A 25,206-nucleotide genomic window follows, 5' to 3' on the forward strand; every position below is an offset into this window, starting at 1 on the left:
CGCCAACCAATGCTACAGAATGCCCGAGCTCGCGGCATCGCCGCATTGCAGGGCTTTTATTGCAAAGTGTGTTGCTCGATAAATTCCAGCGGTTCCATCCCTGCCCGGCTGACCAGACGGTTGAGCTCGACACGAGGCACGCGCACAGCCAACAGGCTGGCCCCTTCCTCGTCATGCGTCTCGCTCTGCACCACACCCATCTCGAAGAACTGCGCTCGCAGGCGCCCCAGTTGTTGCGGCAGACGCAGGGTGCCGACGAACAGGTCGTCACCCAGAAGCTCCGCCACGGCCTGTTTCACCAGGTCCAGGCCACGCCCGTCACGCGCCGAAACCCAGACCCGCTGCGGCTTGCCGTCGGCATCGCGCTGGATCTGCGGCTCGACCCCCTCAAGCAGATCGAGTTTGTTATACACCTCGAGTATCGGCAACCCTTGGGCGCCGATCTCGGTCAGCACCGCCATCACCTGCTCGATCTGCGCCATGCGCTCCGGCTCATGGGCGTCGATCACGTGCAGCAGCAGGTCGGAGTTGCTCGACTCTTCGAGCGTAGCCCGGAAAGCCTCGACAAGCTTGTGCGGCAGGTGGCGAATGAAGCCCACGGTGTCAGCGAGGATCACCGGCCCCAGGTCGTCCAGCTCGAGGCGACGCAGGGTCGGGTCGAGGGTGGCGAACAGTTGGTCGGCGGCGTACACCTCGGACGAGGTCACGGCATTGAACAGGGTCGATTTGCCGGCGTTGGTATAGCCCACCAGTGAAACCGAAGGGATGTCGGCACGGCGCCGGCCACGACGGGCCTGCTCGCGCTGGCTGCGCACCTTCTCCAGCCGCGCCTTGATCTGGCGCAGGCGCACCCGCAGCAGGCGGCGGTCGGTTTCCAGCTGGGTTTCACCCGGGCCACGCAGGCCGATACCGCCTTTCTGGCGCTCAAGGTGGGTCCAGCCACGAACCAGTCGCGTACTCATGTGCTCAAGCTGGGCGAGTTCCACCTGCAGCTTGCCTTCATGGGTGCGCGCCCGCTGGGCGAAGATATCCAGGATCAGACCGGTACGGTCCAGCACGCGACACTCGAAAGCACGCTCGAGGTTACGTTCCTGGGAAGGTGTGAGGGTGTGATTGAAAATCACCAGATCTACCTGTTCGGCTTTGACCCGGTCGCGTAATTCCTCGACCTTGCCGCTGCCAATCAGGTATTTGGCCGTGGGCTGATGCCGTGCCACGTTGACGAACGCGACAGTTTCGGCGCCGGCCGACATGGCCAGCTCCTGAAACTCCTGCGGATCTTCGCGCGCCTCAGGGTCCTGACCATCCAAGTGAACGAGAATTGCCCGTTCACCACCACCGTGGCGCTCAAAGAACAAAGCAGACTCCTATCAGGCGTTACCTGGTTCGACGTCGCCATGCTCGGATTCGGTTGCGCTAGGCAGACGGATCGGGCGCACAGGAACGACGGTGGAGACAGCGTGCTTGTAGACCATCTGGCTGACGGTGTTCTTCAGCAGAATCACGAACTGGTCAAACGATTCGATCGTACCTTGCAACTTGATACCGTTAACGAGATAGATCGAAACACCGACCTTCTCTTTACGCAATGTATTCAAGTAAGGGTCTTGTAGCGAATGCCCTTTTGACATGTGCCGCACTCCTTTAAGGATCAATAGTAAGAAAAATCAGAAAAAATGATGGCTTAGGCCGCCCCACCCCAAGGATAGACGGCAATTACAAGGACTCAGCTCAATATGGAGACCGTTCCCAGGTATTTCAAGGTGCGTGGCAGATTGTCACAAGCCAGACTGTCCAGCCAGTGAAGATCACCGAAGCTTCTAAGCCAGGTGAACTGTCGTTTGGCCAGTTGGCGTGTAGCGATAATGCCCCGCTCCTGCATTTCCATCGAGCTCAGCTTGCCATCCAGATGATCCCAGACCTGGCGATAACCCACCGCACGTATAGACGGCAGGCCCGCATGCAAGTCACTTCTGGCACGCAGTGCTCTGACCTCGTCCACGAAGCCCTGTTCCAGCATTTGCCGAAAACGCAGGGCAATACGGTCGTGCAGCACCTTGCGATCCGTTGGCGCGATCGCCAAGCTGGCAACAGTATAGGGCAATTGACCGCCGCCCGGAGCGCCTGCGTCGGCACTTTGCGCAGATTGGCGCGCGCGGTGCTCGGTCATGCTGGAACCGCTTACCCGGTAAACCTCCAGCGCACGGATCAGGCGCTGGGGGTCGTTGGGGTGGATGCGCGCCGCCGATACCGGGTCCACGCGCGCCAGCTCGTCGTGCAGGGCCTGCAGGCCACCGGCCTGGGCCATGGCTTCGAGCTCCTCGCGCACGGCAGCGTCGGCGGCCGGCATGTCGGCCAGGCCGTCCAGTAATGCTTTGAAATACAACATCGTGCCGCCAACCAGCAACGGGATGTTTCCACGCGCGGTGATCTCGGCCATCGCCTGCAGGGCATCGGCGCGGAATTCAGCTGCCGAGTAGGCCTGGGCCGGGTCGAGGATGTCGATCAGGCGGTGCGGATGGGCGGCCAGCAGCGCTTTGGAGGGCTTTGCGGTGCCAATGTCCATGCCGCGGTAGACCAGCGCCGAGTCGACGCTGATCAGCTCGCAAGGCAGCACCTTGCTCAGTTCTATGGCCAGGTCAGTCTTGCCGGCGGCCGTGGGGCCCATCAGGAATATCGCAGGGGGTAACGCACTCATCGCAATCAACGGCCACGCAGGAATAGTTTGTCCAGATCATCCAGGCCCATCTGGGTCCAGGTCGGTCGGCCATGGTTGCATTGGCCGCTGCGCTCGGTGTTTTCCATATCGCGCAGCAGGCCGTTCATTTCCGGGATGGCCAGGCGCCGGTTGGCGCGGATGGCGCCGTGGCAGGCCATGGTGCCCAGCAGTTCATTCAGGTGCGCCTGGATGCGGTCACTGGTGCCGTATTCCATCAAGTCGGCCAGCACGTCGTGCACCAGGCGGTTGGCCTCGGCCTGCTTGAGCAGCGCCGGGATCTGGCGGATGGCCAGGCTTTCCGGGCCCAGGCGCTGCAGCTCGAAGCCCAGGCGCTGGAACCAGCCGGCGTGCTCTTCGGCGCAGTCGGCCTCGCGCTGGCTGACGGCGATGGACTCGGGCACCAGCAGCGGCTGGCCGCTGAGGCCTTCGCTGGCCATGGCTACTTTCAGGCGCTCATACATGATGCGCTCGTGGGCGGCGTGCATGTCCACCAGCACCAGCCCCTGGGCGTTTTCAGCGAGGATATAAATGCCCTTCAGCTGCGCCAGGGCGTAGCCCAGCGGCGGGATGTCGCCCTGCCCCTCGGGCAGGCTTGGCGCGGCAACCCCGGTTTGCTGGGGCAACGGCGCATAGAATTCGCGGTAGGCGGCCTGGGTTTCCGCCGTGGGCGCGGGTTGCGCCGGGCGCGGCACGTACTGGTAGCCTGCGCCCGAACTGCTGCTGTAGCCACGGCTGGCGGGCTCCTGCTGCTGTTGCTCAAGCAGGTTGGCAGCCAGGCGCATCTCGCCCTGGGGGCCGAACTCACCGGCGGCCAGGCCGCTGGGCCGGGCTACCGGCTCTACCGTGGCGGCCGTGGGCAACTGGTCTTCGGGGCGCACGTCGGCCAGGGCACGGTGCAGGGTGCCATACAGGAAGTCATGCACCATGCGCCCGTCACGGAAGCGCACTTCGTGCTTGGTAGGGTGCACGTTGACGTCGACCACCGTCGGATCGACCTCGAAGAACAGCACGAAGGTCGGGTGGCGGCCGTTGAACAGCACGTCGCGGTAGGCCTGGCGTACCGCGTGGGCCACCAGTTTGTCGCGCACCGCACGGCCGTTGACGAAGAAATACTGCAGGTCGGCCTGGCTGCGCGAGAAGGTCGGCAAGCCCACCCAGCCCCACAGATGCAGGCCGTTGCGCTCGATCTCGATGGGCAGCGCCTGTTCCAGGAAGCCGGGGCCGCAGATGGACGCCACGCGGCGCGCACGGGCGATCTCGTCGTTGGCTTCATGCAGGCTGAGGATGGTCTTGCCATTGTGGCGCAGGTGGAAGGCCACGTCGAAACGCGCCAGCGCCAGGCGCTTGATCACTTCCTGCAGGTGGTCGAATTCGGTCTTTTCGGTCTTGAGAAACTTGCGCCGCGCCGGGGTGTTGAAGAACAGGTCGCGCACTTCCACCGAGGTGCCCACCGGGTGCGCCGCTGGCTGCACGCGCGGGGCCATGTCGCGGCCTTCGGTTTCCACCTGCCAGGCCTGCTCGGCGTCACGGGTGCGCGAGGTCAGGGTCAGGCGCGCCACCGAGCTGATCGATGCCAGGGCCTCGCCACGGAAGCCCAGGCTCATTACCCGTTCCAGGTCTTCCAGGTCGCGGATCTTGCTGGTGGCGTGACGCGCCAGCGCCAGCGGCAGGTCGTCGGAGGCGATGCCGCCGCCGTCGTCGCGCACGCGCAGCAGCTTGACGCCGCCCTGCTCGACTTCCACGTCGATGCGCCGGGCACCGGAGTCCAGGCTGTTTTCCAGCAGCTCCTTGATCACCGAGGCCGGGCGCTCGACTACCTCACCGGCGGCAATCTGGTTGGCAAGCCGCGGGCTGAGCAGCTCGATGCGTGCAGACGACGTCATTGCTGGGCCGCCAGTACAGTGGCCGGGATATTCAAGGTCTGGCCTATCTTCAGCTCGTCAGTGGTGAGGTTGTTGGCGCTGCGCAGGGTAGCCACCGACTGGTTGTAGCGCACGGCCAGCATCGGCAATGTCTCGCCGGGGCGCACTACGTGCTCGGTAGGGCCCTGGGCCAGCTTGCCGCTGTCACGCAGCCAGGCAATGTAGGTGCCCGGCGGCGGGTTCTGCTGGAAGAATTGGCGCACGCCACTGGTAATGGAGCGGGCCAGCGCCTGCTGGTGGCTGGAGCTTTGCAGCTTGGCCGCTTCGCCGGCGTTGGAGATGAACCCGGTTTCCACCAGGATCGACGGAATGTCCGGCGATTTCAGCACCATGAAACCTGCTTGTTCGACCCGCGCCTTATGCAGGGGCGTCACGCGGCCGATGTTGCTCAGCACCTTCTGGCCCACATTGAGGCTGGAGCTGAGCGAGGCGGTCATGGACAGGTCCAGCAGCACGCCGGCGAGCATCTTGTCCTTGTCGTCGAGGCTTACCGCACCGGCACCGCCGATCAGGTCGGAGCGGTTTTCACTGTCGGCCAGCCAGCGCGCGGTCTCGGAGGTGGCACCGCGCTCGGACAGGGCAAACACCGAGGCGCCCACGGCCGCCGAGGAAGGCGCGGCGTCGGCGTGAATGGAGACGAACAGGTCGGCGCCCTTCTTGCGGGCGATCTCGGTGCGCTGGCGCAGCGGGATGAAGTAGTCGCCGGTGCGGGTCAGCTCGGCGCGGAAGCCCTTCTCGCCGTTGATCTGGCGCTGCAGTTCGCGGGCGATCGACAGGGTGATGTCTTTTTCGTGCTGGCCGCGCGAGCCCGAGGCACCCGGGTCTTCGCCGCCATGGCCGGCGTCGATGGCAACAATGATGTCACGCTTGCCGTTGGGCACCGGCGCCAGCTTGATGGCCGGCTGCACAGGCGTCACCGGCACCGCCGGGGTAGTCGCCACGGTCGGTTCAGGTGGCTGCGGCGCGGCGTCGGCGGCGTTGTCGAACAGGTCTACCACCAGGCGGTTGCCGTACTGCTGGTTGGGCGCCAGGGAGAAACTTTTCGGGGTGACGGCCTTCTTCAGGTCGATGACCACGCGCAGGTCGGTGGGCGTGCGCTGGGCGGAACGCACCGAGGTGATTGGCGTGTTGGCGATAGGCAGGTTCAAGGACCCCGCCAGGGTGGCGCCATTGATGTCGATTACCAGGCGGTCAGGCGACTGCAGCGTGAACAGGCTGTGTTCCACCGGCCCCGACAGGTCGAACACCAGGCGCGTGTTATCCGGCGCTCGCCACAGGCGAACGCTCTTGACCTGAGAAGCCGCAAACGCGTCGACGACAACTGTCGCCAACAGCAACCCCACGAACGCGACCAGCGCGCGAATGCGCATACAGACACCCACCCAAAATTATTTGATTTCCTGTGCCAGGACGGCACACCACGACTCGCCACGCGCGCCCTGTGGCGTCAGAGTCAGTGAACGGCCGCCCGCGTGGGGGCGTATGGTAATGGTCAGGTCAGGCTTTGGCAAAAAGCCCGCGCCACGCTGAGGCCACTCGATCAGACAGAGAGCGTCACCTTCAAAGTAATCCCGAATGCCAAGAAATTCCAGTTCTTCGGGATCTACAAGGCGATACAGATCAAAATGATAGGCCCGAAAGCTCGGAAACTCGTAAGGTTCCACCAGCGTGAAGGTCGGGCTTTTCACCGCGCCCTCATGCCCCAGGCCGCGGATCAGGCCCCTGGAGAGCGTGGTTTTGCCCGCGCCCAGGTCGCCTTCGAGGAAAATGACCCCCACCGCCTGGGTAATCTTCGCCAGGCGCCCGCCAAACTCGACCATGGCGTTTTCATCGCCCAGAAACAGCTCTACTTCAGACACGGGGACAACTCCTCAAACAACTGACGAATGGCTGGAATCAGATCGGTGGCCGCCAGCCCGCGGCCATTCACACCTTGCAGTTCACCGGCGCGGGCATGCAGCCACACGCCCAGGCAGGCGGCATCATACGGGGCCATGTGCTGGGCCAGAAGCGCGCCCAGCAGGCCGGCCAGCACGTCGCCCAGGCCGGCGGTGGCCATGGCCGGGTGGCCGTGGGCGCACAGGGCCAGGCGGCCGTCGGGGGCAGCGACCAGGCTGCCGGCGCCCTTCAATACACAAATTGTTGAAAACTTTTTCGCCAAGGCCAGCGCCGCGTGGGCACGGTCGGCCTGCACCTGGGCGGTGGTCACGCCCAACAGGCGCGCGGCCTCGCCGGGGTGCGGGGTGATGATGGCCCCCGCCGGCAAGTGCACCAGGCCCTGGGCCAGCTGATTCAATGCATCGGCATCCCACACCTGGGCTTTAGCGGCGGTGGCGGCGATGGACAGCAGGCTGCTCCCCCAACTGGCCTGACCCAGCCCGGGGCCAACCACCAGCACGTCAGCCTTGTCCAGCGGGTCCAGCAGCTGGTTGGACGAATGCACGCCCAGGGTCATCACCTCGGGCAGCCGGGTCAGCGCTGCGGCCACGTGCTCGGCGCGGGTGGCCAGGGCAACCATGCCGGCACCGCTGCGCAGCGCCGCCTCGGCGCTCATCAGGGTGGCGCCGCCAGTGCCGTGGTCACCGCCGATGACCAGCACCTGGCCGTACTGGCCCTTGTGCGCGGTCATCGGGCGCGGCGCCGGGCGGGGCAGCGAGGCCGGGCTCAGGCGCCTGGCTACGGCAGGGCTGGCGGCGACGATGGCGGCAGCGGCCTGCAGGTCATCAAATACCAGCTGGCCGACATGGTCGGCGGCCTGGCCGCTGAACAGGCCGAACTTGAGGCCGATGAAGGTCACGGTCAGGTCGGCGTGCACCGCGTGGCCCAGCGCCTGGCCGGTGTCGGCACTCAGCCCCGAGGGGATATCCACCGCCAGCACTGGCTGGCCGCTACCGTTGATCGCCTCGATGGCTTCGGCGTAGGGCGCGCGCACGGCGCCCTTGAGCCCGGTGCCCAGCAGCGCGTCCACCAGCACACCTCGCAAGGCCACGCCTGGCAGCCACGGGAGGATGTCCACTTGGGCCGCCCTGGCCTCGGCCAGCGCGCTGGCGGCGTCGCCACCCAGCGCCGAGGTGTCGCCCACGGCGAACACCGTCACCGCCCAGCCGGCGCGGCGCGCCAGGGCGGCGACAAGTAAACCGTCGCCGGCATTGTTGCCATGGCCGGTCAACACGGTGATCTCGCCAGCCTCCGGCCAGCGTCGGCGCAAGGCGCGCCAGGCCGCGTGGGCGGCGCGCTGCATCAATTCAAAACCGTCGGTACCGGCCGCAATCAGGGCAGCATCCAGCGCGCGCACCTGGGCCGCGCTGTACAGCAAGTCGGGCATATCGTCGTCTGGCAGTGGCATGATTGAACGTTCGCTGGCGATGTCTGGCAGAATTATACCTACCTCAGCTCCGGTTTCCCTCTTCGCATGTCCGCCCTTACCGTCGATCTCCCCGCCCTGGCCCACTCCATCAAGGAATGGGGCCGCGAACTGGGCTTCCAGCAAGTCGGCATCGCCGGCCTGGACCTGGGTGAACACGAACACCACCTGCAACGCTGGCTGGACGCCGGCTACCACGGCGACATGGAGTACATGGGCGCCCACGGCAGCAAGCGCTCGCACCCCGACCAACTGGTGCCCGGCACCCTGCGCGTGGTGTCGCTGCGCATGGACTACCTGCCCGGCGACACCTCCATGGCGCAACTGCTGGCGCAGCCCGAAAAGGCCTATATCTCGCGCTACGCCTTGGGCCGCGACTACCACAAGCTGATCCGCAAGCGCGTGCAGCAGCTGGCCGACCGCATCCAGCAGGAAATCGGCCCGTTCGGCTTCCGCGCCTTCGTCGACAGCGCGCCGGTGCTGGAAAAGGCCATCGCCGAACAGGCCGGCCTCGGCTGGCTGGGCAAGAACACCCTGATCCTCAACCGCAAGGCCGGCAGCTATTTCTTCCTCAGCGAGCTGTTCGTCGACCTGCCGCTGCCGGTGGACGAGCCGCACGCCACCGAGCACTGTGGCCGGTGCAGCGCCTGCCTGGACATCTGCCCCACCAACGCCTTCGTCGGGCCTTATGTGCTGGACGCTCGTCGGTGCATTTCATACCTGACCATCGAGCTGAAGACCGCCATACCCGAGGATTTGCGGCCGCTGATCGGCAACCGTGTGTTCGGCTGCGACGACTGCCAGATAGTCTGCCCGTGGAACCGCTTCGCGCGGCCTACCGGCGAAAGCGACTTCAAGCCACGGCACAACCTCGACAACGCCGGGCTGGCGGAGCTGTTCCTGTGGGACGAGGCGAAATTCCTCAGCAGCACCGAGGGCTCGCCCCTGCGCCGCGCCGGCTACGAGCGCTGGCTGCGCAACCTGGCGGTGGGGCTGGGCAACGCGCCGTCGACCATTCCAGTGCTGGAAGCATTGGCGGCGCGGCGCGATTACCCTTCGGAGCTGGTGCGCGAGCATGTGGAGTGGGCGTTGAAGCAGCACGCTGCACGCGCCTGACCGCGGCGCCCGGGACGCGGCCTGGCGGCCGCTGCTACAGGGGGCACCTGCGCATCAGAACTTGATGAAATGCTTGCGGTAGTGCTGCAGCTCGGCGATGGACTCGCGAATGTCGTCCAGGGCCAGGTGGGTGCTGCCTTTCTTGAAGCTGTCCTTCACCTCTGGCGCCCAGCGCGCGGCCAGTTCCTTGAGGGTGGAAACGTCCAGGTTGCGGTAGTGGAAATAGGTTTCCAGGCCGCGCATGTGGCGGTACAGGAAGCGGCGGTCCTGGCAGATGCTGTTGCCGCAGATCGGCGACTTGCCCTTGGGCACCCATTGCTCCAGGAAGGCGATGGTCTGGGCCTCGGCCTCGGCCATGCTGACCTTGCTGTCACGCACGCGCTGGGTCAGGCCCGAGTTGCCGTGGGTGCGGGTGTTCCACTCGTCCATGCGCGCCAGCACTTCGTCGCTGTGGTGAATGGCAATGACCGGCCCTTCGGCCAGGGTATTGAGGTCGCTGTCGGTGACGATGGTGGCCATTTCGATGATGACGTCGCTGTCCGGGTCCAGGCCGGTCATTTCCAGGTCGATCCAGATCAGGTTGTTTGCGTTTTGCATGTGGGGGGCTCCTCGGCTTGACTGCGCAGTTTAGCTCAGCCGGGCATGCTAAACTCGTCGCCGTTTTAATTACCCCTGCACGGAACACTCATGGCCAAACGCCAGCTCAACCGTCGCCAGAACTGGCGCATCGAAAAAATCCAGGGCGAGCGCGCCGCTCGCGCCGCCAAACGCGAATCCCACACGCTGGAAGCGCTGGAAGGCGGCGACCTGGGCCCTGAGCAGACTGGCCTGGTCATCGCCCACTTTGGCGTGCAGGTGGAAGTCGAGGCCCAGGAAGGCGAGCTGGCAGGCCAGGTATTCCGTTGCCACCTGCGGGCCAACCTGCCGGCGCTGGTGACCGGCGACACCGTGGTGTGGCGTGCCGGCAACCAGGGCATCGGCGTGATTGTGGCGCAGCTGCCACGCACCACCGAACTGTGCCGGCCCGACAGCCGTGGCCAGCTGAAGCCGGTGGCGGCCAACGTCGACCTGATCGTGATCGTCTTCGCGCCGATGCCCGAGCCCCACGCCAACCTCATCGACCGCTACCTGGTGGCCGCCGAGCACGCCGGCATTCGCCCGCTGCTGCTGCTGAACAAGGCCGACCTGATCGACGAGCAGAACGCCCCGGCACTGAATGCGCTGCTGGCCGTTTACCGCCAACTAGGCTACCCGCTGCTGGAAGTGTCCGCGCACCATGGCGATGGCATGCAGCAGCTGCAAGCGCAGTTGGACGGGCACATCAGCGTGTTCGTGGGCCAGTCGGGCGTGGGCAAGTCGTCGCTGGTCAACAGCCTGCTGCCTGAAGTGCAGACTCGCGTTGGGCCGCTGTCGGAGCTGTCCGGCCAGGGCACCCACACCACCACTACCGCGCGGCTGTTCCACTTCCCGGGCGGCGGCGAGCTGATCGACTCCCCCGGTATTCGCGAATTCGGCCTGGGCCACGTGAGCCGGGCAGACGTGGAAGCGGGCTTCATCGAGTTCGACGACCTGATTGGCCGCTGCCGCTTCCGCGACTGCAAACACGACCGCGAGCCGGGCTGTGCGCTGCTGAAGGCACTGGAGGACGGCCGCGTGCAGCAGCAACGGATGAACAGCTACCGCTCGATCATCGCCAGCCTGCCCGAAGACACCTACTAAACCGCCCCCGTAGCAGCGGCCCAAGGCCGCGTCCGAACGCACCGCGCATTCCCAGGCATACCTCGCGGCAGCTGCTACGCGGGTTCGGCGTAGCCGCTGCCGAAGGCTGCGCTGGCCCGTTTCCACGCTGAAAATCTTCAGTGCACGCCGGCACCAGCGCAGCCTGGCGGCAGCGGCTACAGCAGTCGCGCACACCGCCTCCGTAGCAGCGGCCCCAAGGCCGCGTCCGAACGCACCGCGCATTCGCGGGCATACCGCGCCGCAGCTGGACGCAGCCTGCGGCAGCTGCTACGGGAATGCTGTTTTTGTGGGAAATTTCTGTGGGATTTTTTACCGAACGATGTAGGAACGGTCTCTTTTTCCTGCCATCTATTGCCCCTTGAAACACTTCTGAACGATTGTCAGCCCCGCCACTCACCACGACGGAAAGGGACTGCTATGTCGACCTATCACCTGTTCATCAGCCATTCCTGGCGCTACTCGGATGCCTATGAACGCCTGCAGGAACTGCTGCAGATGGACGCCGCCTTCACCTTCCAGGGGCATAGCGTGCCGGCGCCCCACCCGGTGATCGAACTCGATGAACACGCCCTCGAACAGGCCATCATCGAGCAGCTGCAACCCTGCTCGGCGCTGGTGATCATGGCCGGGGTGTACCCTACCTTCGGCAAGTGGATAGACAAGGAAATCGAAGTGGCCCGCCGCCTAGGCAAACCCATCATCGCCGTCAAGCCATTCGGCCCCGAGCGCATTTCGCCCACGGTGCGCAACGCCGCCCATGCCGAGTGCGGCTGGAGCACCCGCACCATCGTCGGCGCCATCACCCTGCATGCCTGAAACGCACGACGCCCGCCGCGACGGTGGTCGGGGCGGGCGTTGCAGGGGTTGCCGGCGTATTACTTGCCCGGTTCGTCCAGTTTCAGCGTGCCATCTTCAAACAGGTTGAGCCGCTGGCGCAGTTCATGTGCCTGCACCGGCGCCGCCGGGTCGACGACCGCGGCGCCCGGTTTGCCAGCGGCGCCGGGGGCAGCAGGGGCGGCAGGTTTACCAGGCGCCGCAGGTGGCGCATCCGGCTTGGCCTCGCCTTCGATCTCGCGCTGGGCCTTCTTGGTCAGCACCACGATGTCGATGCGGCGGTTGACCGGGTTCAGCGGGTTCTTGCGGTCGAACAGCGACGAAGAGGCATAACCCACCACTCGCGCCACCTGGTCATCCGGGTAGCCGCCGCCTTCCAGCGCACGCCGTGCGGCGTTGGCGCGGTTGGCCGACAGCTCCCAGTTGCCGAAGTCGCCCTGGCCGGCATACGGCTGGGCGTCGGTGTGGCCACTGACGCTGATCTTGTTCGGCACCGCCTTGATGGTGTCGGCCATGGCCAGCAGGATGTCTTCGAAATACGGCTTCAGGCGCGCGCTGCCGGTGTCGAACATGGGCCGGTTCTCGGCGTCCATGATCTGGATGCGCAAGCCTTCCTGGGTGATCTCGAAGAGGATCTGGTCCTTGAACTTCTGCAGCTGCGGGTTCTGGTCAACCTTGTTCTGCAGCTCCTGCAGCAGCAGGTTCAGGCGTTCCTGGTCGATTTTTTCCGCGGCGGCCTCGGCGTCCTTTTCGCTCAGCGTGTCGGGCGTCTGCGGCTGCGGCGTGGAGCTCTCGATCTGCGGGTTCAGGGTCTTGTCCGGCGCCAACTGCGGCGTACCACCCATGTCGATGATGTAGGGCGAACCACTTTCGGTGAAGCCCACCGGGTCCTGGAAGTAGCCGGAAATGGCCAGCTTCTGCTCCGGCGTGGCCGAGGACAGCAACCACAGCACCAGGAAGAAGGCCATCATCGCCGTGGCGAAGTCGGCGAAGGCAATCTTCCAGGCACCGCCGTGGTGGCCGCCGGCGAAGCGCTTTACGCGCTTGATGATTATCGGCTGGTTATTTTCCATGACTCAGCGACCGCGAACCGCTTGTTCCAGCTCGGCGAAGCTTGGGCGGTGCGCCGGGAACAGCACCTTGCGGCCGAATTCCACGGCCAGCGACGGCGGCATGCCCGAGGCGGAAGCCACCAGCGCGGCCTTGATGGCCTCGTACACGTTCACTTCTTCCTTGGCATCGTGGCCGATGGCGGTGGCCAGGGGGCCCATGAAACCGTAGGCGGCCAGAATACCGAAGAAGGTACCCACCAGCGCACCACCCACGTGAGCACCGATGGTGGCCTTGTCGCCATCACCCAGCGAGGCCATGGTCACCACGATACCCAATACTGCGGCGACGATACCGAAGCCGGGCATGCCGTCGGCGATACCGGTCACGGCGTGGGACGTGTGCTCGAGCTCTTCCTTCATGCTCTGCAGCTCCATGTCGAACAGGCCTTCCAGCTCGTGGGGGGCCATGTTGCCGGAGGACATGATGCGCAGGTAATCGCAGATGTAGGCGGTCATGCGCTCGTCTTTGAGCACGGTGGGGTACTTGGCGAAAATGGGGCTGGCAGCCGCGTCCTCGATATCGCTCTCGATCGCCATCATGCCTTCGCGACGGCTCTTGTTGAGGATCTCGTAGACCAGGCCCAGCACTTCCATATAGAAGCTGTGCGAGAACCGCGACTTGAACATGCCCAGGGACTTCTTGATGACCTTCATGGTCATGTAGCCCGGGTTGGCCTGGAGGAAGGCACCAAACGCCGCACCACCGATGATCAGCACTTCGAAAGGCTGAATCAACGCTGCGATCTTACCGTGGGACAGAACGTACCCGCCGAGCACACTCGCGAATACGACGATGATGCCGATAATTTTAGCCATAGATTGGAAGCACTTACATGTCGTGGTCAGGGGTGAGGGCGCAAGATTCTAAATCTCTTGTTCTACTTATCGGCAGATCTGCGCCAGACTATAGCCTGAAAAGGTGAAAAGCCAGTTCGGTCCCAACAGCATGCCAATTGAGCCCAACGTGCCTACCAAGACTCCCCGTACCCTTCCAGACTGGCTCAAGCTGCTCGACAGCGTGCGTTTGCCCATCCCGTTGGCAAGCCATGAGCGGGTGCAGGCTGCTCTGCGCGACAGCCGCAGTTCGCTGCGCGACATTGCCGAGCTGATGCAGGATAGCCCAGCGCTGGTGCTGAGCGTGATTCGCGAAGCCAACCACCCGGTGCACCAGAGCCTGGCCGAGCCGGTGGAAAGCCTGGAAATTGCCCTCAACCGCCTGGGCCTCAAGCGCACAGAAGAGCTGCTGGAGCGCCTGCCCACCGCACTGCCCGAAGACATGCCCCGGGGCTTGCGGCAGTTGCTGCTGATCAGCCAGCACGCGGCCCAGCAGGCCAACGGCCTGTTCGCAGCACGGCTGGCGCGGCTGTGGCAGGAGATCCATTGGGGCAGCCTGCTGTTCCTCTCGCCCCTGTGGCCACTGGCGGTCACCCACCCCAACCTGCTGGAGGAGTGGGAGCTGCGCGTGGTGCACAAGGGCGAAGCGGTGGCCAAGGTCGAACTGGAACTGTTCGGCGTGCGCCTGCTGAACCTGTGCCAGAGCCTGGCCCAGCTGTGGCGCCTGCCCGCCTGGGTGCACCACGGCTACAACCTGCTGCTGGACGAGCAGCGCGAATTCGTCAAAGTGCTGCACATTGCCCGCGACGAAGAACACCGCCTGCGCCAGCAGCAACGCCTGGACGACGACCCCGGCCTGCGCCGCTGGCTCAACCAGCCGGCCAACACCGTGGTGCTGGCCAACGGCCTGGCCCTGGCCGCCCAGGAAGCCTGGGACACCCCGCACATACTGCGCTGGCAATACCTGACCTGCATGTACCTGCAAATGCCGCTGGACGCTTTGCAACAGCAGGTGCACCAGCAGGCCGTGCAGAACGCCCGCCACTACGCCGCCCCCGGGCTGTGGCACCCGGCCGAAGCGCTGATCTGGCCCTGGGGCACCCGCCGCGTGCACCGCGGCCTGTTGCCGGCCGCGCCGCCCAGCGCCGATGACCTGGCCACCTGGCGCAAGCACTGCACCGAGTTGCTGGCCGAGCCCAGCCGCTTCGCCAACGCCATGCACCTCACCACCTTCGCCCGCGACGCGCTGGTGGCGTGCGGCATGCGCCGGGTGATGCTGCTGATGCTCGACAAGACCCAGACCAACCTGCGCGTGCACCAGATCGCCGGCCTGCCCGCCGAGGCCGCCGGCCTGAACCTGCTGATCAGCCAGAGCACCGTGCTGCAGCGGCTGTTGAGCAAGCCGGCACAGATCCGCCTCACCCCGCAGAACAATGCGCAGTTCTCGGCGCTCATCCCTTCCAGCCTGCGCGGCCTGTTCAAGGGCGAGCACCTGCTGCTGCGCTCGCTGGCCAGCAATGAGCGGGTGGTGATGCTGCTGGTGGCCGATCAGGGCGGCGGGCCGTTCGCGGAAATCTCCGTGCAGGCCTTCGCCAGGACTGCCCAGTGCATCGAGCGCGCGCTCACTGTGTTCAGCAAGCGCGGCGCCTGAAGCATGCGCTACAATCGCTCCCCACTTTTCAATCTGGAGACCTCACATGGCTGATTTCTCGGGCCTGCCGCTGGTGATCGAAGCCGCCCAGCTGCAAGAACGCCTCGACGCTCCAGAGCTGATTCTTGTCGACCTGACCAGCGCCGGCCGCTATGGCGCAGGGCACATTCCGGGCGCGCGCTTCGTCGACCCCAAGCGCACCCAGCTGGGCCAGCCACCGGCGCCGGGGCTGATGCCCACCCAGCCCGCGCTGGAAGCGTTGTTCGGCGAACTGGGGCACAACCCCGACGCCGTCTACGTGGTGTATGACGACGAGGGCGGCGGCTGGGCCGGACGCTTCATCTGGTTGCTGGACGTGATCGGCCACCGCCAGTACCACTACCTGGACGGCGGCGTGCTGGCCTGGGAAGCGGCGCAATTGCCCCTGAGCAACACGGTGCCGGCCGCCCATGCCGGCAGCGTTGCCTTGACGCTGCACGACGAGCCCACCGCCACCCGCGAATACCTGCAAAGCCGCATCGGCGCCCCTGACCTGGCTATCTGGGACGCCCGTGGCCCGCTGGAATACAGCGGCGAGAAAGTACTGGCGGCCAAGGGCGGGCACATTCCGGGCGCGGTCAACTTCGAGTGGACCGCCGGCATGGACAAGGCCCGCAACCTGCGCATCCGCACCGACATGCCGCAAATCCTTGAAGACCTGGGCATTACCCCGGACAAGGAAATCATTACCCACTGCCAGACCCACCACCGTTCCGGTTTCACTTACCTTGTGGCCAAGGCGCTCGGTTACCCGCGCGTCAAGGGCTATGCCGGTTCATGGGGCGAATGGGGCAACCACCCCGACACGCCCGTAGAAGTTTAAGGACATTCGATGAAATCCCGCTTGTTTATCCTCAGCCAGTACCTGTTGCCGCACCACCTGCTCTCCCGCCTGGCCGGCTGCGTGGCCGAATGCCGCGTGCGCTGGTTCAAGAACGCCTTCACCGCCTGGTTCGCCAAGCGCTACCAGGTGGACATGTCCCAGGCCCTGGTCGAAGACCTGACCGCTTATGAGCACTTCAACGATTTCTTCACCCGCGCGCTGAAGCCCGACGCCCGCCCGCTGGACCCGACCCCAGGCGCTATCCTGAGCCCGGCCGACGGCGCCATCAGCCAGTGGGGTGCCATCGAGCACGGCCGCATTTTCCAGGCCAAGGGCCACAGCTTCAGCGCCCTGGAGCTGCTGGGCGGCGACCCGGCCAATGCCGCGCCGTTCATGGGCGGCGAGTTCGCCACCATCTACCTGTCGCCCAAGGACTACCACCGGGTGCACATGCCCCTGGCCGGCACCCTGCGCGAAATGATCTACGTGCCGGGCCGCCTGTTCTCGGTGAACCAGACCACCGCTGAAAACGTGCCGGAGCTGTTCGCCCGCAACGAGCGCGTGGTGTGCCTGTTCGATACCGAGCGCGGCCCGATGGCCGTGGTGCTGGTGGGCGCGATGATCGTGGCCTCGGTGGAAACCGTGTGGGCCGGGCTGGTAACGCCGCCCAAGCGCGAACTCAAGACCGTGCGCTACGACGAAGCCGCCCGCGCGCCCATCCACCTGGAGAAAGGCGCCGAGCTGGGCCGCTTCAAGCTGGGCTCTACCGCCGTAGTGCTGTTTGGCCCGGAACAGGTCAAGTGGGTGCACGAACTGGGCGCCGGCTCGGTGGTGAACATGGGCCAGCGCATCGGCCAGGGCGTCGACAGCGCCGCCTGATGTTCGTGTAGCCGCTGCCACAGGCAGCGGCTACAACGCCAAGGGCGTGCAGTCTTCGGCGCAACAGGTGACAATAGGCCGCCCAAGCTCGACTGACTCAACGGGAACCGCTCGATGTCCGCCACCCCGCCACCTCTTTTGCGCGCCCCCACGCCCTCGCAGGCCAGTCTGACGTTCTGCGAAGCCACGCCACGCGACCTCAAGCGCTGGATTGCCGCGCTGCCCAAGGCCAACCTCGGCGAAACCGCCCGCCAGCTGTACCAGGGCCTGATCGAACTGAACCAGTTGATCACCCCCAGCGAAAACCGCCTGCAGCTGCTGGAACTGCTGCGCCCGGAAGTCTATTTCGTCTGCAACCACCTGGAACGTCACTTCCTCAACCAGTCGGTGGTGCTGGACGAGCGCGCCCGCAAGATCGCCAACCTGTGCCAGGCGCTGCAGAACCTGTTGGCCGTGGGCTACAAGCAGATAGTGTTGCGCGTCTCGGCGCGCCTCAAGGACCGCAACCTGCTGCTGGCCACCGCCATCCAGCGCGCCATGCATGCGCTGAAGGGCCCGCTGGTGCGCGCCAGCCTGCTCTACTGCCCGGTGCCCGAGGGCCTGTGGCTGGAGCTGCACCAGCTGTATCAGGTAGCCAGCAGGTTCCAGCTGCACCGCACTTTCGTCACCGACGACCTGGTCAGCCAGGCCCACCACCAAAGTATCGAACAGACCTACGCCACCGCCCTGCTGATGGGCAGCTCACGTTGCAACCAGATGCGCCAGCAGGCCATCGTGCAGCTTGCCAACGTGCTGGAGCCGTGGAGCGCGCTGACCCGCGTGCTACCGGCCAGCGCCACCGAGGCGCAGTTCGCCGTTGCCTCCGACGTCGATGCCCCGCCGCGCTATAAAAGCCTGTTCCCTGCAGGCCAGCTGCCGCAGATGGTGGGCCTCGATCCGCACCCGCTGGTCAAGGCCATCACCGCGTGGCTGCACCTGCCGGTGGACAAGCGCGGCCAGTCGAACCTGCTGGTACCGCCGGGGCTTACCGTGGACATGCTGCAGCACCTGGCTGCGGCCTGGGGCGACGTCGCCGAGCGCACCTTTCAGCGCACCCCGGGCCAAGGCAGCATGAGCGTGTGCATCGGCATGAGCACCCTGCACTACTACCTGGGTGGTGAACGCAGCTTCGCCGAACTGCTCAAGCGCCCCGAAGCAGGCATGAGCGCCAACTTCAGCGCGGGCACGCCCAGCGCGAAGAGCGACAGCTGGACCCTGGCCTTCGACGCCGCCGGTAGCGGCACCAGTGACGCCATGCTGCCCTACGAGGAAATCGAGTACCCGGCCATGGACCTGGAAGGTGGCGCCAGCGCCGCCGCGCGCGACTACCCGGTGCATGAACTGCAGATCGTCAACCACAGCCCCGGCGGCTATTGCCTGGCCTGGCTCAAGGATGTGCCCGCGCAGTTGCAGGCCGGCGAGCTGGTGGGCATCCAGGACGCTCCAGCCCAGGGCTGGAGCGTGGCGGTGGTGCGCTGGATCCGCCAGGTACGTGGCGGCGGCACGCAGATGGGCATCGAGTTGATCGCCCCGCACGCCAACCCCTGCGGCCTGCAATTGCTGCGCGGCAACGAGCAGAACAGCCAGTACGTGCGCGGCCTGCAGCTGCCGGAGATCCGCGCCATCGACATCCAGGCCTCGTTGATCGCCCCGCGCCTGCCCTTCCAGGAAGGCCAGAAAGTGATGATCAACACCCACGGCGAGGAAAACCGCGCGCACCTGGGGCGCAAGGTCAGCTCTACCGGAAGCTTCAACCAGTTCGAATTCAGGCTATTGGAGAAAGCGCCAGTGGCGGCGCAGGCGGGCAGCGAGTTCGAATCGCTTTGGAAGGATTTGTGACGGACGCAGCCTGCGGCAGCTGCTACGGAGGGCATCCTGTAGCAGTGGCCGCAGGCCGCGTCACCGTCACGCCTGGCTGTCGCGCACGCCCAGCAGGTAAAGCACGCCATCCAGCCCCAGGGTGGTGATGTTGTGGCGCGCCGACTGCTTCACCAGCGGCTTGGCGCGGAACGCCACGCCCAAACCGGCCTTGGCCAGCATCGGCAGGTCGTTGGCACCGTCACCCACGGCGATGGTCTGCTCGAGCGTCAGCCCTTCCTGCTCGGCCAACTGCACCAGCAGGTCAGCCTTGCGCTGGGCGTCCACGATCGGCTCCACGGCGACACCGGTGCACTTGCCGTCCACTACCTGCAGTTCGTTGGCAAACACGTAGTCGATGCCCAACTTGGCCTGCACCTGCTTGGCAAAGTAGGTGAAGCCGCCTGACAGGATCGCGGTCTTGTAACCCAGGCGCTTGAGCTCGGCAAACAGCACCTCGGCGCCTTCGGTCAGGCGCAGCGAAGCGCCGATGGCGTCCAGCACGCTGACATCCAGGCCCTGCAGCAGCGCCATGCGCTCCTTGAAGCTGGCGCGGAAGTCCAGCTCGCCACGCATGGCGCGCTCGGTGATCTCCGACACCAGGTGGCCGACGCCATGGGCCTTGGCCAACTCGTCGATGACCTCGGCCTGGATCAGCGTGGAGTCCATGTCGAATACCGCCAGGCGGCGGTTACGGCGGTAGACGTCGTCCTGCTGGATAGCGATGTCGGCGTCCAGCAGCATGGCTGCGGCCAGGAAGTCACGACGCAGCGCGGCCAGGTCGGCCGGCACGCCGCGCGCCAGGAACTCCAGGCATGCCTTGCCTTCGGCGGCCGGGGCAGCCAGGCCGACGCGAGCCGACAGACGGTCGATGGCTTCGATGGCCAGGCCATGGCGGCCGGCGATTTCAGTGACGGCTTGCACCTGGGCTGCGGTGATTTCGCGGCTCATCAGGGTCAGCACGTGGCGGTCGCCGGTGCCCGCTTCTGCCCAGCTCAGGTAGTCCTGTTCCGACAGCGAAGTGAACTGCACGTGCGCGCCGGCAACGCTGGCAATGCGCTCGCGCACCGCCGCCAGGCGGGGCGCATCGTCGGCACTGGCGACCACAGCCAGCGCCAGGGCGCCATGCTGCAACGCCTGGGCGATGTCCAGAATGCGCACGCCATCCTCGGCCAAGGCACCGGTGATGGCCGCCAACAGGCCAGGACGGTCGGAACCGGTGATGTTAATCAGGACGATTTCGCGCAAAGGGCACCCCGTTCGTGGAAAAAAATCGCATTCTACCTACTTTCAGTGACCATCGGGCACAGGCAGCGCTTTGCCGCTCTGGGGCCTGTCGCTATACTGCGCAGCAACTTCACGGACATAAAGAGCCGCGCTCAGTGAACCGGCCCACGCCAGTAAAAACCGACAATTTCTTCCTGCTGATCTTCCGTGCCCTGCGTCACCGCCGCGCACCGATTGCTCTGCGTATCGCCAGCCTCAACGTGTTGCTGGTAGCCCTGGCGCTGGTGGTCTACGCCTGCGTGATGGGTTTGCAGTTCAAGCAGGCCATGCATCAGCAGGCCGACGCCCTGGGTCAGAGCCTGACCACCCAGACCGCGACCTCGGCCACCGAGCTGTTGGTGTCCAACGACATCCTCAGCCTCAACGTGCTGCTCAATAACCTGGTGAAGAACCCGCTGGTGGCCCACGCGGCCATCTACAGCGTCGACAACCGCATCCTCGCCGAAGCCGGCAGCCGCCCCAAAAGTGGCCTGCTGGGCGAAGCGGGCGGCTTGTACGAGACCAAGATCACCTTCCAGGACGTGACCGCAGGCCACCTGCGCATCAGCCTGGACATGACCCAGTTCCAGCAGCCGATGACCATCAGCCTGGAAAGCATGGGTATTCTGGGCGCCATCCTGCTGGTGGTGACCCTTATCCTCAGCCTGCGCCTGGGCCGCAACCTGTCCACCCCGCTGCTGCAACTGCGGGTGTGGCTGCGCGAAATCGACGAACACACCCCGGCTACCCAGCGCCAGGACGAGATCGGCGACCTGGCCCGCGACCTGCACCAGCGCTACGCCCCCGAGCCTGCACCGGTGCCGGAAGTGGAAGAGCCCGAGTTCGATGAAGAGGAAGACGAAGGCCCGGCCTTCGAGGTGCGCAACCTGCGTGACGCCCGCTTCGATGAAAGCACCCCGGTGCCGGTGAAGCCCGCCCCCAAGCGCGTGGTTCATGCCGAAGAAGATGAAGACGAAGATGGCGAAGATCCCTTCGCCGACCTGCGCGACACCGCGCCGGTAGCCGTCAAGCAAGCTGCCCCGGCGCCCGTGGCACCGAAGGAACCCCAGCACAGCGCGGTACTGGCCGTGCAGCTGGGTGGCCAGGAACAATTGCGCCGCCTGCCGCGTGCACGCCTGCTGGAACTGCTGGAGCGCTACCGCGCCTGCCTGGACCAGGCCGCTTCGCTGTATGAAAGCGAGCTGCACACCCTCAACGACGGCAGCACGCTGATGCTGTTCAACAGCGACAGCAGCGGCGAGGACTACCTGACCAACGCCATCTGCTGCGGCGAGCTGCTGCGCGCCCTGGGCCACCAGCTGCAGATCGAGGTAGCCGACAGCGGCATTACCCTGCAACTGCAGCTGGGCCTGGTGCTGGGCGACGACTTGGCCGGCATGAGCCAGATCGACCTGCTGCTGACTGAACCTGCCCAGGACGCCCTGGCCCTGTCGCAGCACAGCCGCAACCTGCTGCTGGTGGAGCGCCGTATCAGCGACGACAGCCTGGTGCGCCAGCGCGCCCGCATCCGCCCCATCGCCAGCCCCGAGGGTGCCTGCTGCGTGGAGCGCCTGCTGGAGCCCTACCCGTCGCTGCTTGAGCGCCAGCTGGCGCGAATGCACGAAACCCGCGTTTAGGGCCATGACGCGGGCGGGGGGGGCGGCGGGCCCCCCCCCCCGCCGGCCGCCCCCCCCCGGCCCCCCCCCCCAACCGGGGTTTGTGGCCCTGTCGGCGCCGGGGGGCGGCTGAGCCGCCCTGTCGCCGCGGCCGCAGGCCGCGTCCAACCCAACAAGCACCCACAAAAAAGCCCGCATCGCTGCGGGCTTTTTCGTTAGAAGCGGAACACTTCCATGTCGGTGCGAATCGGCGAAGCGATCGGCATCTTCGGTTTGTCCGGCTCTTCCTTGGCCACCGGCTTCGCCGCAGGCTTCTTCTCTTCCACCAGCGCAGGCTGGTTGGCCAATGGCTTCAGCGCCACGCTCAGCTGCTCGGCCAGGCGCTGCAACAGCACGCCCTGGGCTTTCACCTGGGCCGCAGTGCCGCCGGCATGCTTCTCTTCCAGGTGAACGATGCGGTTGTCCCGCACCTGGCCACGACGGTCGAGCAGACGCCATTGGGCATCGAGAATGGCCGGCTGCGAGTCACCCGAGTCCAGACGGGTGATCGACAGCAGCACCTGCACGTCCGGCGTGCCGGTGTTGGTGGCAGGCGCCAGGGTCACGCGCTGGCTGTCCAGGCGCCACGCCAGTTGGCGCAGCAGCAGTTGGTCGATGTCCGAAGACAGGCTGCCGGCCCAGCGACCATCGGTCGCCGCGCTGAGGCTGCCATCAGGCTGGCGCTGCAACAGGGTTTCGCGTTGCAGGTAGTCGGCCACGGAAACCGGGCCCAGCAGTACCGACATGCCGGAGCTCTGCTTGGGTTGGCCGGGGTTGCCACTGTCGAGCTGGTAAAGCGCGACCGGCTGATGAGCGGCGCAGCCCGCCAGGGCCAATACACCGGTCAGCAATAAAACAGGAAGGCGCAAAAAAGTCATCATTCCATCCAGGCGGCAGCCACAAGGCTCACCGCAGTGATACTCAACGAATTCGTCTGGGTACTCAGCCACGCCGGCACCTCAAGAGGACATATCATCCGCGAATATGCGCTACGACTCCAGCGCTTAAGCGTCGAACTGCGCTTAAAAAGCGCCACCAGCCGCTCTAGCGTGCTGTCTGGGAGCAATTCCCAGACAGCACCATCGCGTCAGCCAGCGTTTTCCACCAACAGGGCATCCACCCGTTGGAAGCCACGCGGCAGCTTGTTGCCGCGCCGCCCACGCTCGCCCTTGTAATGCTCGAGGTCATCGCCCTTGAGCGACAATGTACGCTTGCCGGCTTGCAATACAAGCGTTGCGCCATCGGAAATCACCGCCAAATCAGTGACGTATTCCTCACGGCTAGCCACGCGATCACCCGGAATGCCGATGATTTTGTTGCCCTTTCCCTTGCCCAGCTGGGGTAGGTCGGCCACTTTGAAAATCAGCAGGCGCCCTTCCGTTGTGACAGCAGCCAGCCAGTTGTTCTCGCGGTCCGGCACCGGCCGCGGGGCCAGCACCTTGGCGCCATTGGGCAGGCTGAGCAGCGCCTTGCCGGCCTTGTTCTTGGCCTGCAGGTCTTCGCCCTTGACCACGAAGCCGTAACCGGCGTCCGAGGCAATCACGTACAGCGCATCGTCGTCGGGCAGCAACACACACTCAAAGGTTGCACCCGGCGGCGGGGTCAGCCGCCCGGTCAGCGGCTCGCCCTGGCCACGGGCCGATGGCAGCGTGTGCGACGCCACCGAATAGCTGCGGCCGGTGGAGTCAATGAACACCGAGAACTGGTTGGAGCGGCCAATGGCCGACACCTTGAAGCCATCGCCCGCCTTGTACGACAGGCCGGTGGCGTCGATATCGTGGCCCTTGGCGCAACGCACCCAGCCTTTTTCCGACAGCACCACGGTAACCGGCTCGGTCGGCATCAGCTCGTTTTCCGACAAGGCCTTGGCCTCGGCACGGGCCACGATAGGCGAACGACGGTCGTCGCCGTAGGTTTCGGCGTCCTTGATCAGTTCGCTGCGCACCAGCTTGCGCAGTTTGCTCTCGCTGCCCAGCAGGGCCTGCAGCTTGGCTTGTTCCTTGGCCAGCTCGTCCTGCTCGTTGCGGATCTTCATCTCTTCCAGGCGCGCCAGCTGCCGCAGGCGGGTCTCCAGGATGTATTCGGCCTGGGTCTCGGTCAGGTCGAAGCGTGCGATCAGCGCAGCCTTGGGGTGTTCCTCGGTACGGATGATGTGGATAACTTCATCCAGGTTGAGGAACGCCACCAGCAGGCCTTCCAACAGGTGCAGGCGGCGCTCTACCTTGTCCAGGCGGAACTTGAGGCGGCGGCGCACGGTGTTGATGCGGAATTCCAGCCACTCCAGCAGCAGCGCGCGCAGGTTTTTCAGCTGCGGGCGGCCGTCCAGGCCAATGATGTTGACGTTGACGCGGTAGGTGGATTCAAGCTCGGTGGTGGCGAACAGGTGTTGCATCAGCTCGTCGAGGTCGACCCGGTTGGACCGGGCGATGATGACGATGCGGCACGGGTTCTCGTGGTCCGACTCGTCACGCAGGTCGGCGACCATCGGCAGCTTCTTGGCCTGCATCTGCGCGGCGATCTGCTCCAGCACCTTGGCCCCGGAAACCTGATGCGGCAGCGCGGTGACGACGATGTCGCCGTCCTCGATGCGGTACACCGCACGCATGCGCACCGAGCCACGGCCGGTTTCGTAGATTTTCAGCAGTTCGGCACGCGGGGTGATGATTTCTGCTTCGGTCGGGTAGTCCGGGCCCTGGATGTGCTCGCACAGTTGCTCGATGGTGGCCTTGGGCTCATCCAGCAGGCGCACGCAGGCCGTGGCCACTTCGCGCAGGTTGTGCGGCGGCACGTCGGTGGCCATGCCCACGGCGATGCCGGTAGTGCCGTTGAGCAGGATGTTCGGCAAACGCGCTGGCAACACCGCTGGCTCATCGAGTGTGCCGTCGAAGTTCGGCACCCAGTCCGCGGTGCCCTGGCCCAGCTCGCTGAGCAGCACTTCGGAATAGCGCGACAGGCGCGCCTCGGTGTAACGCATGGCCGCGAACGACTTGGGGTCGTCCGGCGCACCCCAGTTGCCCTGGCCGTCCACCAGCGTGTAGCGGTAGCTGAACGGCTGCGCCATCAGCACCATGGCTTCGTAGCAGGCCGAGTCGCCGTGCGGGTGGAATTTACCGAGCACGTCACCCACGGTACGGGCCGACTTCTTGTGCTTGGAATCGGCATCCAGCCCCAGCTCACTCATGGCGTAGACGATACGACGCTGGACCGGCTTGAGGCCGTCGCCGATGTGCGGCAGGGCCCGGTCCATGATCACGTACATGGAGTAGTTGAGGTAGGCCTGTTCGGTGAAGTCAGCCAGCGAGCGGCGTTCTACGCCGTCCAGGCTGAGATCAAGGGAGTCGCTCATGCGGGCCTCA

At 65.5% G+C, this 25,206-nt stretch carries 20 protein-coding genes and 2 pseudogenes; 8 read left to right on the plus strand and 14 right to left on the minus strand.

The annotated features are described in order from the left end of the window. Window positions 1-56: 56 nt before the first annotated feature. The 7 genes from hflX to AC0SZ7_RS16380 form a co-directional block, all read right to left on the minus strand. Complete coding sequence (gene hflX, locus AC0SZ7_RS16350) at window positions 57-1,358, minus strand: ribosome rescue GTPase HflX (RefSeq protein ID WP_475505349.1); 1,302 nt, start codon at window positions 1,356-1,358, stop codon at window positions 57-59. Window positions 1,359-1,370: 12 nt separating this feature from the next. Continuing rightward, window positions 1,371-1,631, minus strand: a complete 261-nt coding sequence (gene hfq / locus AC0SZ7_RS16355) for an RNA chaperone Hfq (protein ID WP_008368554.1) — start codon at window positions 1,629-1,631, stop codon at window positions 1,371-1,373. A 95-nt stretch (window positions 1,632-1,726) separates the two neighbouring features. Next, window positions 1,727-2,698, minus strand: a complete 972-nt coding sequence (gene miaA / locus AC0SZ7_RS16360) for a tRNA (adenosine(37)-N6)-dimethylallyltransferase MiaA (protein ID WP_475505484.1) — start codon at window positions 2,696-2,698, stop codon at window positions 1,727-1,729. Between the two features lie 5 nt (window positions 2,699-2,703). Then, entirely contained in the window at window positions 2,704-4,602 is a 1,899-nt protein-coding gene (gene mutL / locus AC0SZ7_RS16365; RefSeq protein WP_475505350.1) for a DNA mismatch repair endonuclease MutL, read from the minus strand. Beyond that, a complete protein-coding gene (locus AC0SZ7_RS16370; protein ID WP_475505351.1) occupies window positions 4,599-6,023 on the minus strand; it encodes an N-acetylmuramoyl-L-alanine amidase in 1,425 nt (474 codons plus the stop codon). The genes mutL and AC0SZ7_RS16370 overlap by 4 nt, the downstream gene beginning before the upstream one ends. Window positions 6,024-6,029: 6 nt before the next feature. Further along, window positions 6,030-6,500, minus strand: coding sequence for a tRNA (adenosine(37)-N6)-threonylcarbamoyltransferase complex ATPase subunit type 1 TsaE (tsaE, locus tag AC0SZ7_RS16375; RefSeq protein WP_416422153.1), 471 nt, complete (start codon window positions 6,498-6,500; stop codon window positions 6,030-6,032). Then, window positions 6,488-7,987 (minus strand): NAD(P)H-hydrate dehydratase, encoded by a 1,500-nt coding sequence (locus tag AC0SZ7_RS16380; protein WP_475505352.1) that lies wholly within the window; start codon window positions 7,985-7,987, stop codon window positions 6,488-6,490. The genes tsaE and AC0SZ7_RS16380 overlap by 13 nt, the downstream gene beginning before the upstream one ends. A 66-nt stretch (window positions 7,988-8,053) precedes the next feature. Between AC0SZ7_RS16380 and queG the strand changes: the two genes are divergently transcribed. Further along, window positions 8,054-9,121 (plus strand): tRNA epoxyqueuosine(34) reductase QueG, encoded by a 1,068-nt coding sequence (queG, locus tag AC0SZ7_RS16385; protein ID WP_475505353.1) that lies wholly within the window; start codon window positions 8,054-8,056, stop codon window positions 9,119-9,121. A gap of 54 nt (window positions 9,122-9,175) precedes the next feature. Here queG and orn read toward each other — a convergent pair whose 3' ends face one another. After that, complete coding sequence (gene orn / locus AC0SZ7_RS16390) at window positions 9,176-9,718, minus strand: oligoribonuclease (RefSeq protein WP_475505354.1); 543 nt, start codon at window positions 9,716-9,718, stop codon at window positions 9,176-9,178. A gap of 90 nt (window positions 9,719-9,808) precedes the next feature. On the opposite strand from orn, the gene rsgA reads away from it, so the two are divergent. Next, window positions 9,809-10,840 carry a small ribosomal subunit biogenesis GTPase RsgA gene (gene rsgA, locus AC0SZ7_RS16395; RefSeq protein ID WP_475505355.1) on the plus strand — a complete coding sequence of 344 codons (1,032 nt, stop codon included), beginning with the start codon at window positions 9,809-9,811 and terminating at the stop codon, window positions 10,838-10,840. A 438-nt stretch (window positions 10,841-11,278) separates the two neighbouring features. After that, on the plus strand, window positions 11,279-11,677 hold the full coding sequence (locus AC0SZ7_RS16400) for a TIR domain-containing protein (protein ID WP_475505356.1): 399 nt from the start codon (window positions 11,279-11,281) through the stop codon (window positions 11,675-11,677). 59 nt (window positions 11,678-11,736) lie between these two features. On the opposite strand, the gene motB is transcribed toward AC0SZ7_RS16400, so the two are convergent. Next, window positions 11,737-12,768: a flagellar motor protein MotB gene (motB, locus tag AC0SZ7_RS16405; RefSeq protein ID WP_475505357.1), complete on the minus strand. Its 1,032-nt coding sequence runs from the start codon at window positions 12,766-12,768 to the stop codon at window positions 11,737-11,739. 3 nt (window positions 12,769-12,771) lie between these two features. Continuing rightward, window positions 12,772-13,623, minus strand: coding sequence for a flagellar motor stator protein MotA (motA, locus tag AC0SZ7_RS16410; RefSeq protein ID WP_475505358.1), 852 nt, complete (start codon window positions 13,621-13,623; stop codon window positions 12,772-12,774). Between the two features lie 130 nt (window positions 13,624-13,753). On the opposite strand from motA, the gene AC0SZ7_RS16415 reads away from it, so the two are divergent. The 4 genes from AC0SZ7_RS16415 to AC0SZ7_RS16430 all read left to right on the plus strand — a co-directional run bounded on the left by AC0SZ7_RS16415 (window position 13,754) and on the right by AC0SZ7_RS16430 (window position 18,911). Next, window positions 13,754-15,292, plus strand: a complete 1,539-nt coding sequence (locus AC0SZ7_RS16415; RefSeq protein WP_475505359.1) for an HDOD domain-containing protein — start codon at window positions 13,754-13,756, stop codon at window positions 15,290-15,292. 46 nt (window positions 15,293-15,338) lie between these two features. Then, window positions 15,339-16,154, plus strand: coding sequence for a rhodanese-like domain-containing protein (locus tag AC0SZ7_RS16420; protein WP_475505360.1), 816 nt, complete (start codon window positions 15,339-15,341; stop codon window positions 16,152-16,154). Window positions 16,155-16,163: 9 nt separating this feature from the next. Beyond that, the gene (asd, locus tag AC0SZ7_RS16425) at window positions 16,164-17,033 is read left to right on the plus strand and encodes an archaetidylserine decarboxylase (RefSeq protein ID WP_475505361.1); all 870 of its coding nucleotides are present in this window, start codon (window positions 16,164-16,166) and stop codon (window positions 17,031-17,033) included. 114 nt (window positions 17,034-17,147) lie between these two features. Next, the gene (locus AC0SZ7_RS16430; protein ID WP_475505362.1) at window positions 17,148-18,911 is read left to right on the plus strand and encodes a molecular chaperone; all 1,764 of its coding nucleotides are present in this window, start codon (window positions 17,148-17,150) and stop codon (window positions 18,909-18,911) included. Window positions 18,912-18,977: 66 nt separating this feature from the next. Here AC0SZ7_RS16430 and serB read toward each other — a convergent pair. Next, window positions 18,978-19,961: pseudogene (gene serB / locus AC0SZ7_RS16435) on the minus strand (phosphoserine phosphatase SerB); the annotation flags it as partial. Between the two features lie 69 nt (window positions 19,962-20,030). Further along, window positions 20,031-20,177 (minus strand): annotated as a pseudogene (locus AC0SZ7_RS16440) (ACT domain-containing protein); the annotation flags it as partial. A gap of 134 nt (window positions 20,178-20,311) precedes the next feature. On the opposite strand from AC0SZ7_RS16440, the gene AC0SZ7_RS16445 reads away from it, so the two are divergent. Further along, window positions 20,312-21,832, plus strand: coding sequence for a histidine kinase (locus AC0SZ7_RS16445; RefSeq protein WP_475505363.1), 1,521 nt, complete (start codon window positions 20,312-20,314; stop codon window positions 21,830-21,832). Between the two features lie 194 nt (window positions 21,833-22,026). Here AC0SZ7_RS16445 and AC0SZ7_RS16450 read toward each other — a convergent pair whose 3' ends face one another. Together AC0SZ7_RS16450 and parC are read right to left on the minus strand one after the other, a co-directional pair. Further along, window positions 22,027-22,728: a PqiC family protein gene (locus AC0SZ7_RS16450; RefSeq protein WP_475505364.1), complete on the minus strand. Its 702-nt coding sequence runs from the start codon at window positions 22,726-22,728 to the stop codon at window positions 22,027-22,029. 209 nt (window positions 22,729-22,937) lie between these two features. Next, on the minus strand, window positions 22,938-25,196 hold the full coding sequence (gene parC / locus AC0SZ7_RS16455; protein WP_475505365.1) for a DNA topoisomerase IV subunit A: 2,259 nt from the start codon (window positions 25,194-25,196) through the stop codon (window positions 22,938-22,940). Between the last annotated feature and the right edge of the window lie 10 nt (window positions 25,197-25,206).

The organism is Pseudomonas sp. JC1203 (assembly GCF_056175065.1).

Excerpts from the sequence above, each read along its gene's own strand:
- motB (WP_475505357.1), bottom strand. The coding sequence starts at position 12,768 with ATGGAAAATAACCAGCCGATAATCATCAAGCGCGTAAAGCGCTTCGCC.
- motA (WP_475505358.1), bottom strand. The coding sequence starts at position 13,623 with ATGGCTAAAATTATCGGCATCATCGTCGTATTCGCGAGTGTGCTCGGC.
- AC0SZ7_RS16450 (WP_475505364.1), bottom strand. The coding sequence starts at position 22,728 with ATGACTTTTTTGCGCCTTCCTGTTTTATTGCTGACCGGTGTATTGGCC.
- mutL (WP_475505350.1), bottom strand. The coding sequence starts at position 4,602 with ATGACGTCGTCTGCACGCATCGAGCTGCTCAGCCCGCGGCTTGCCAAC.
- asd (WP_475505361.1), top strand. The coding sequence starts at position 16,164 with ATGAAATCCCGCTTGTTTATCCTCAGCCAGTACCTGTTGCCGCACCAC.
- orn (WP_475505354.1), bottom strand. The coding sequence starts at position 9,718 with ATGCAAAACGCAAACAACCTGATCTGGATCGACCTGGAAATGACCGGC.
- AC0SZ7_RS16415 (WP_475505359.1), top strand. The coding sequence starts at position 13,754 with ATGCCAATTGAGCCCAACGTGCCTACCAAGACTCCCCGTACCCTTCCA.
- rsgA (WP_475505355.1), top strand. The coding sequence starts at position 9,809 with ATGGCCAAACGCCAGCTCAACCGTCGCCAGAACTGGCGCATCGAAAAA.
- miaA (WP_475505484.1), bottom strand. The coding sequence starts at position 2,698 with ATGAGTGCGTTACCCCCTGCGATATTCCTGATGGGCCCCACGGCCGCC.
- hfq (WP_008368554.1), bottom strand. The coding sequence starts at position 1,631 with ATGTCAAAAGGGCATTCGCTACAAGACCCTTACTTGAATACATTGCGT.
- AC0SZ7_RS16400 (WP_475505356.1), top strand. The coding sequence starts at position 11,279 with ATGTCGACCTATCACCTGTTCATCAGCCATTCCTGGCGCTACTCGGAT.
- queG (WP_475505353.1), top strand. The coding sequence starts at position 8,054 with ATGTCCGCCCTTACCGTCGATCTCCCCGCCCTGGCCCACTCCATCAAG.
- AC0SZ7_RS16430 (WP_475505362.1), top strand. The coding sequence starts at position 17,148 with ATGTCCGCCACCCCGCCACCTCTTTTGCGCGCCCCCACGCCCTCGCAG.
- AC0SZ7_RS16420 (WP_475505360.1), top strand. The coding sequence starts at position 15,339 with ATGGCTGATTTCTCGGGCCTGCCGCTGGTGATCGAAGCCGCCCAGCTG.
- parC (WP_475505365.1), bottom strand. The coding sequence starts at position 25,196 with ATGAGCGACTCCCTTGATCTCAGCCTGGACGGCGTAGAACGCCGCTCG.
- AC0SZ7_RS16380 (WP_475505352.1), bottom strand. The coding sequence starts at position 7,987 with ATGCCACTGCCAGACGACGATATGCCCGACTTGCTGTACAGCGCGGCC.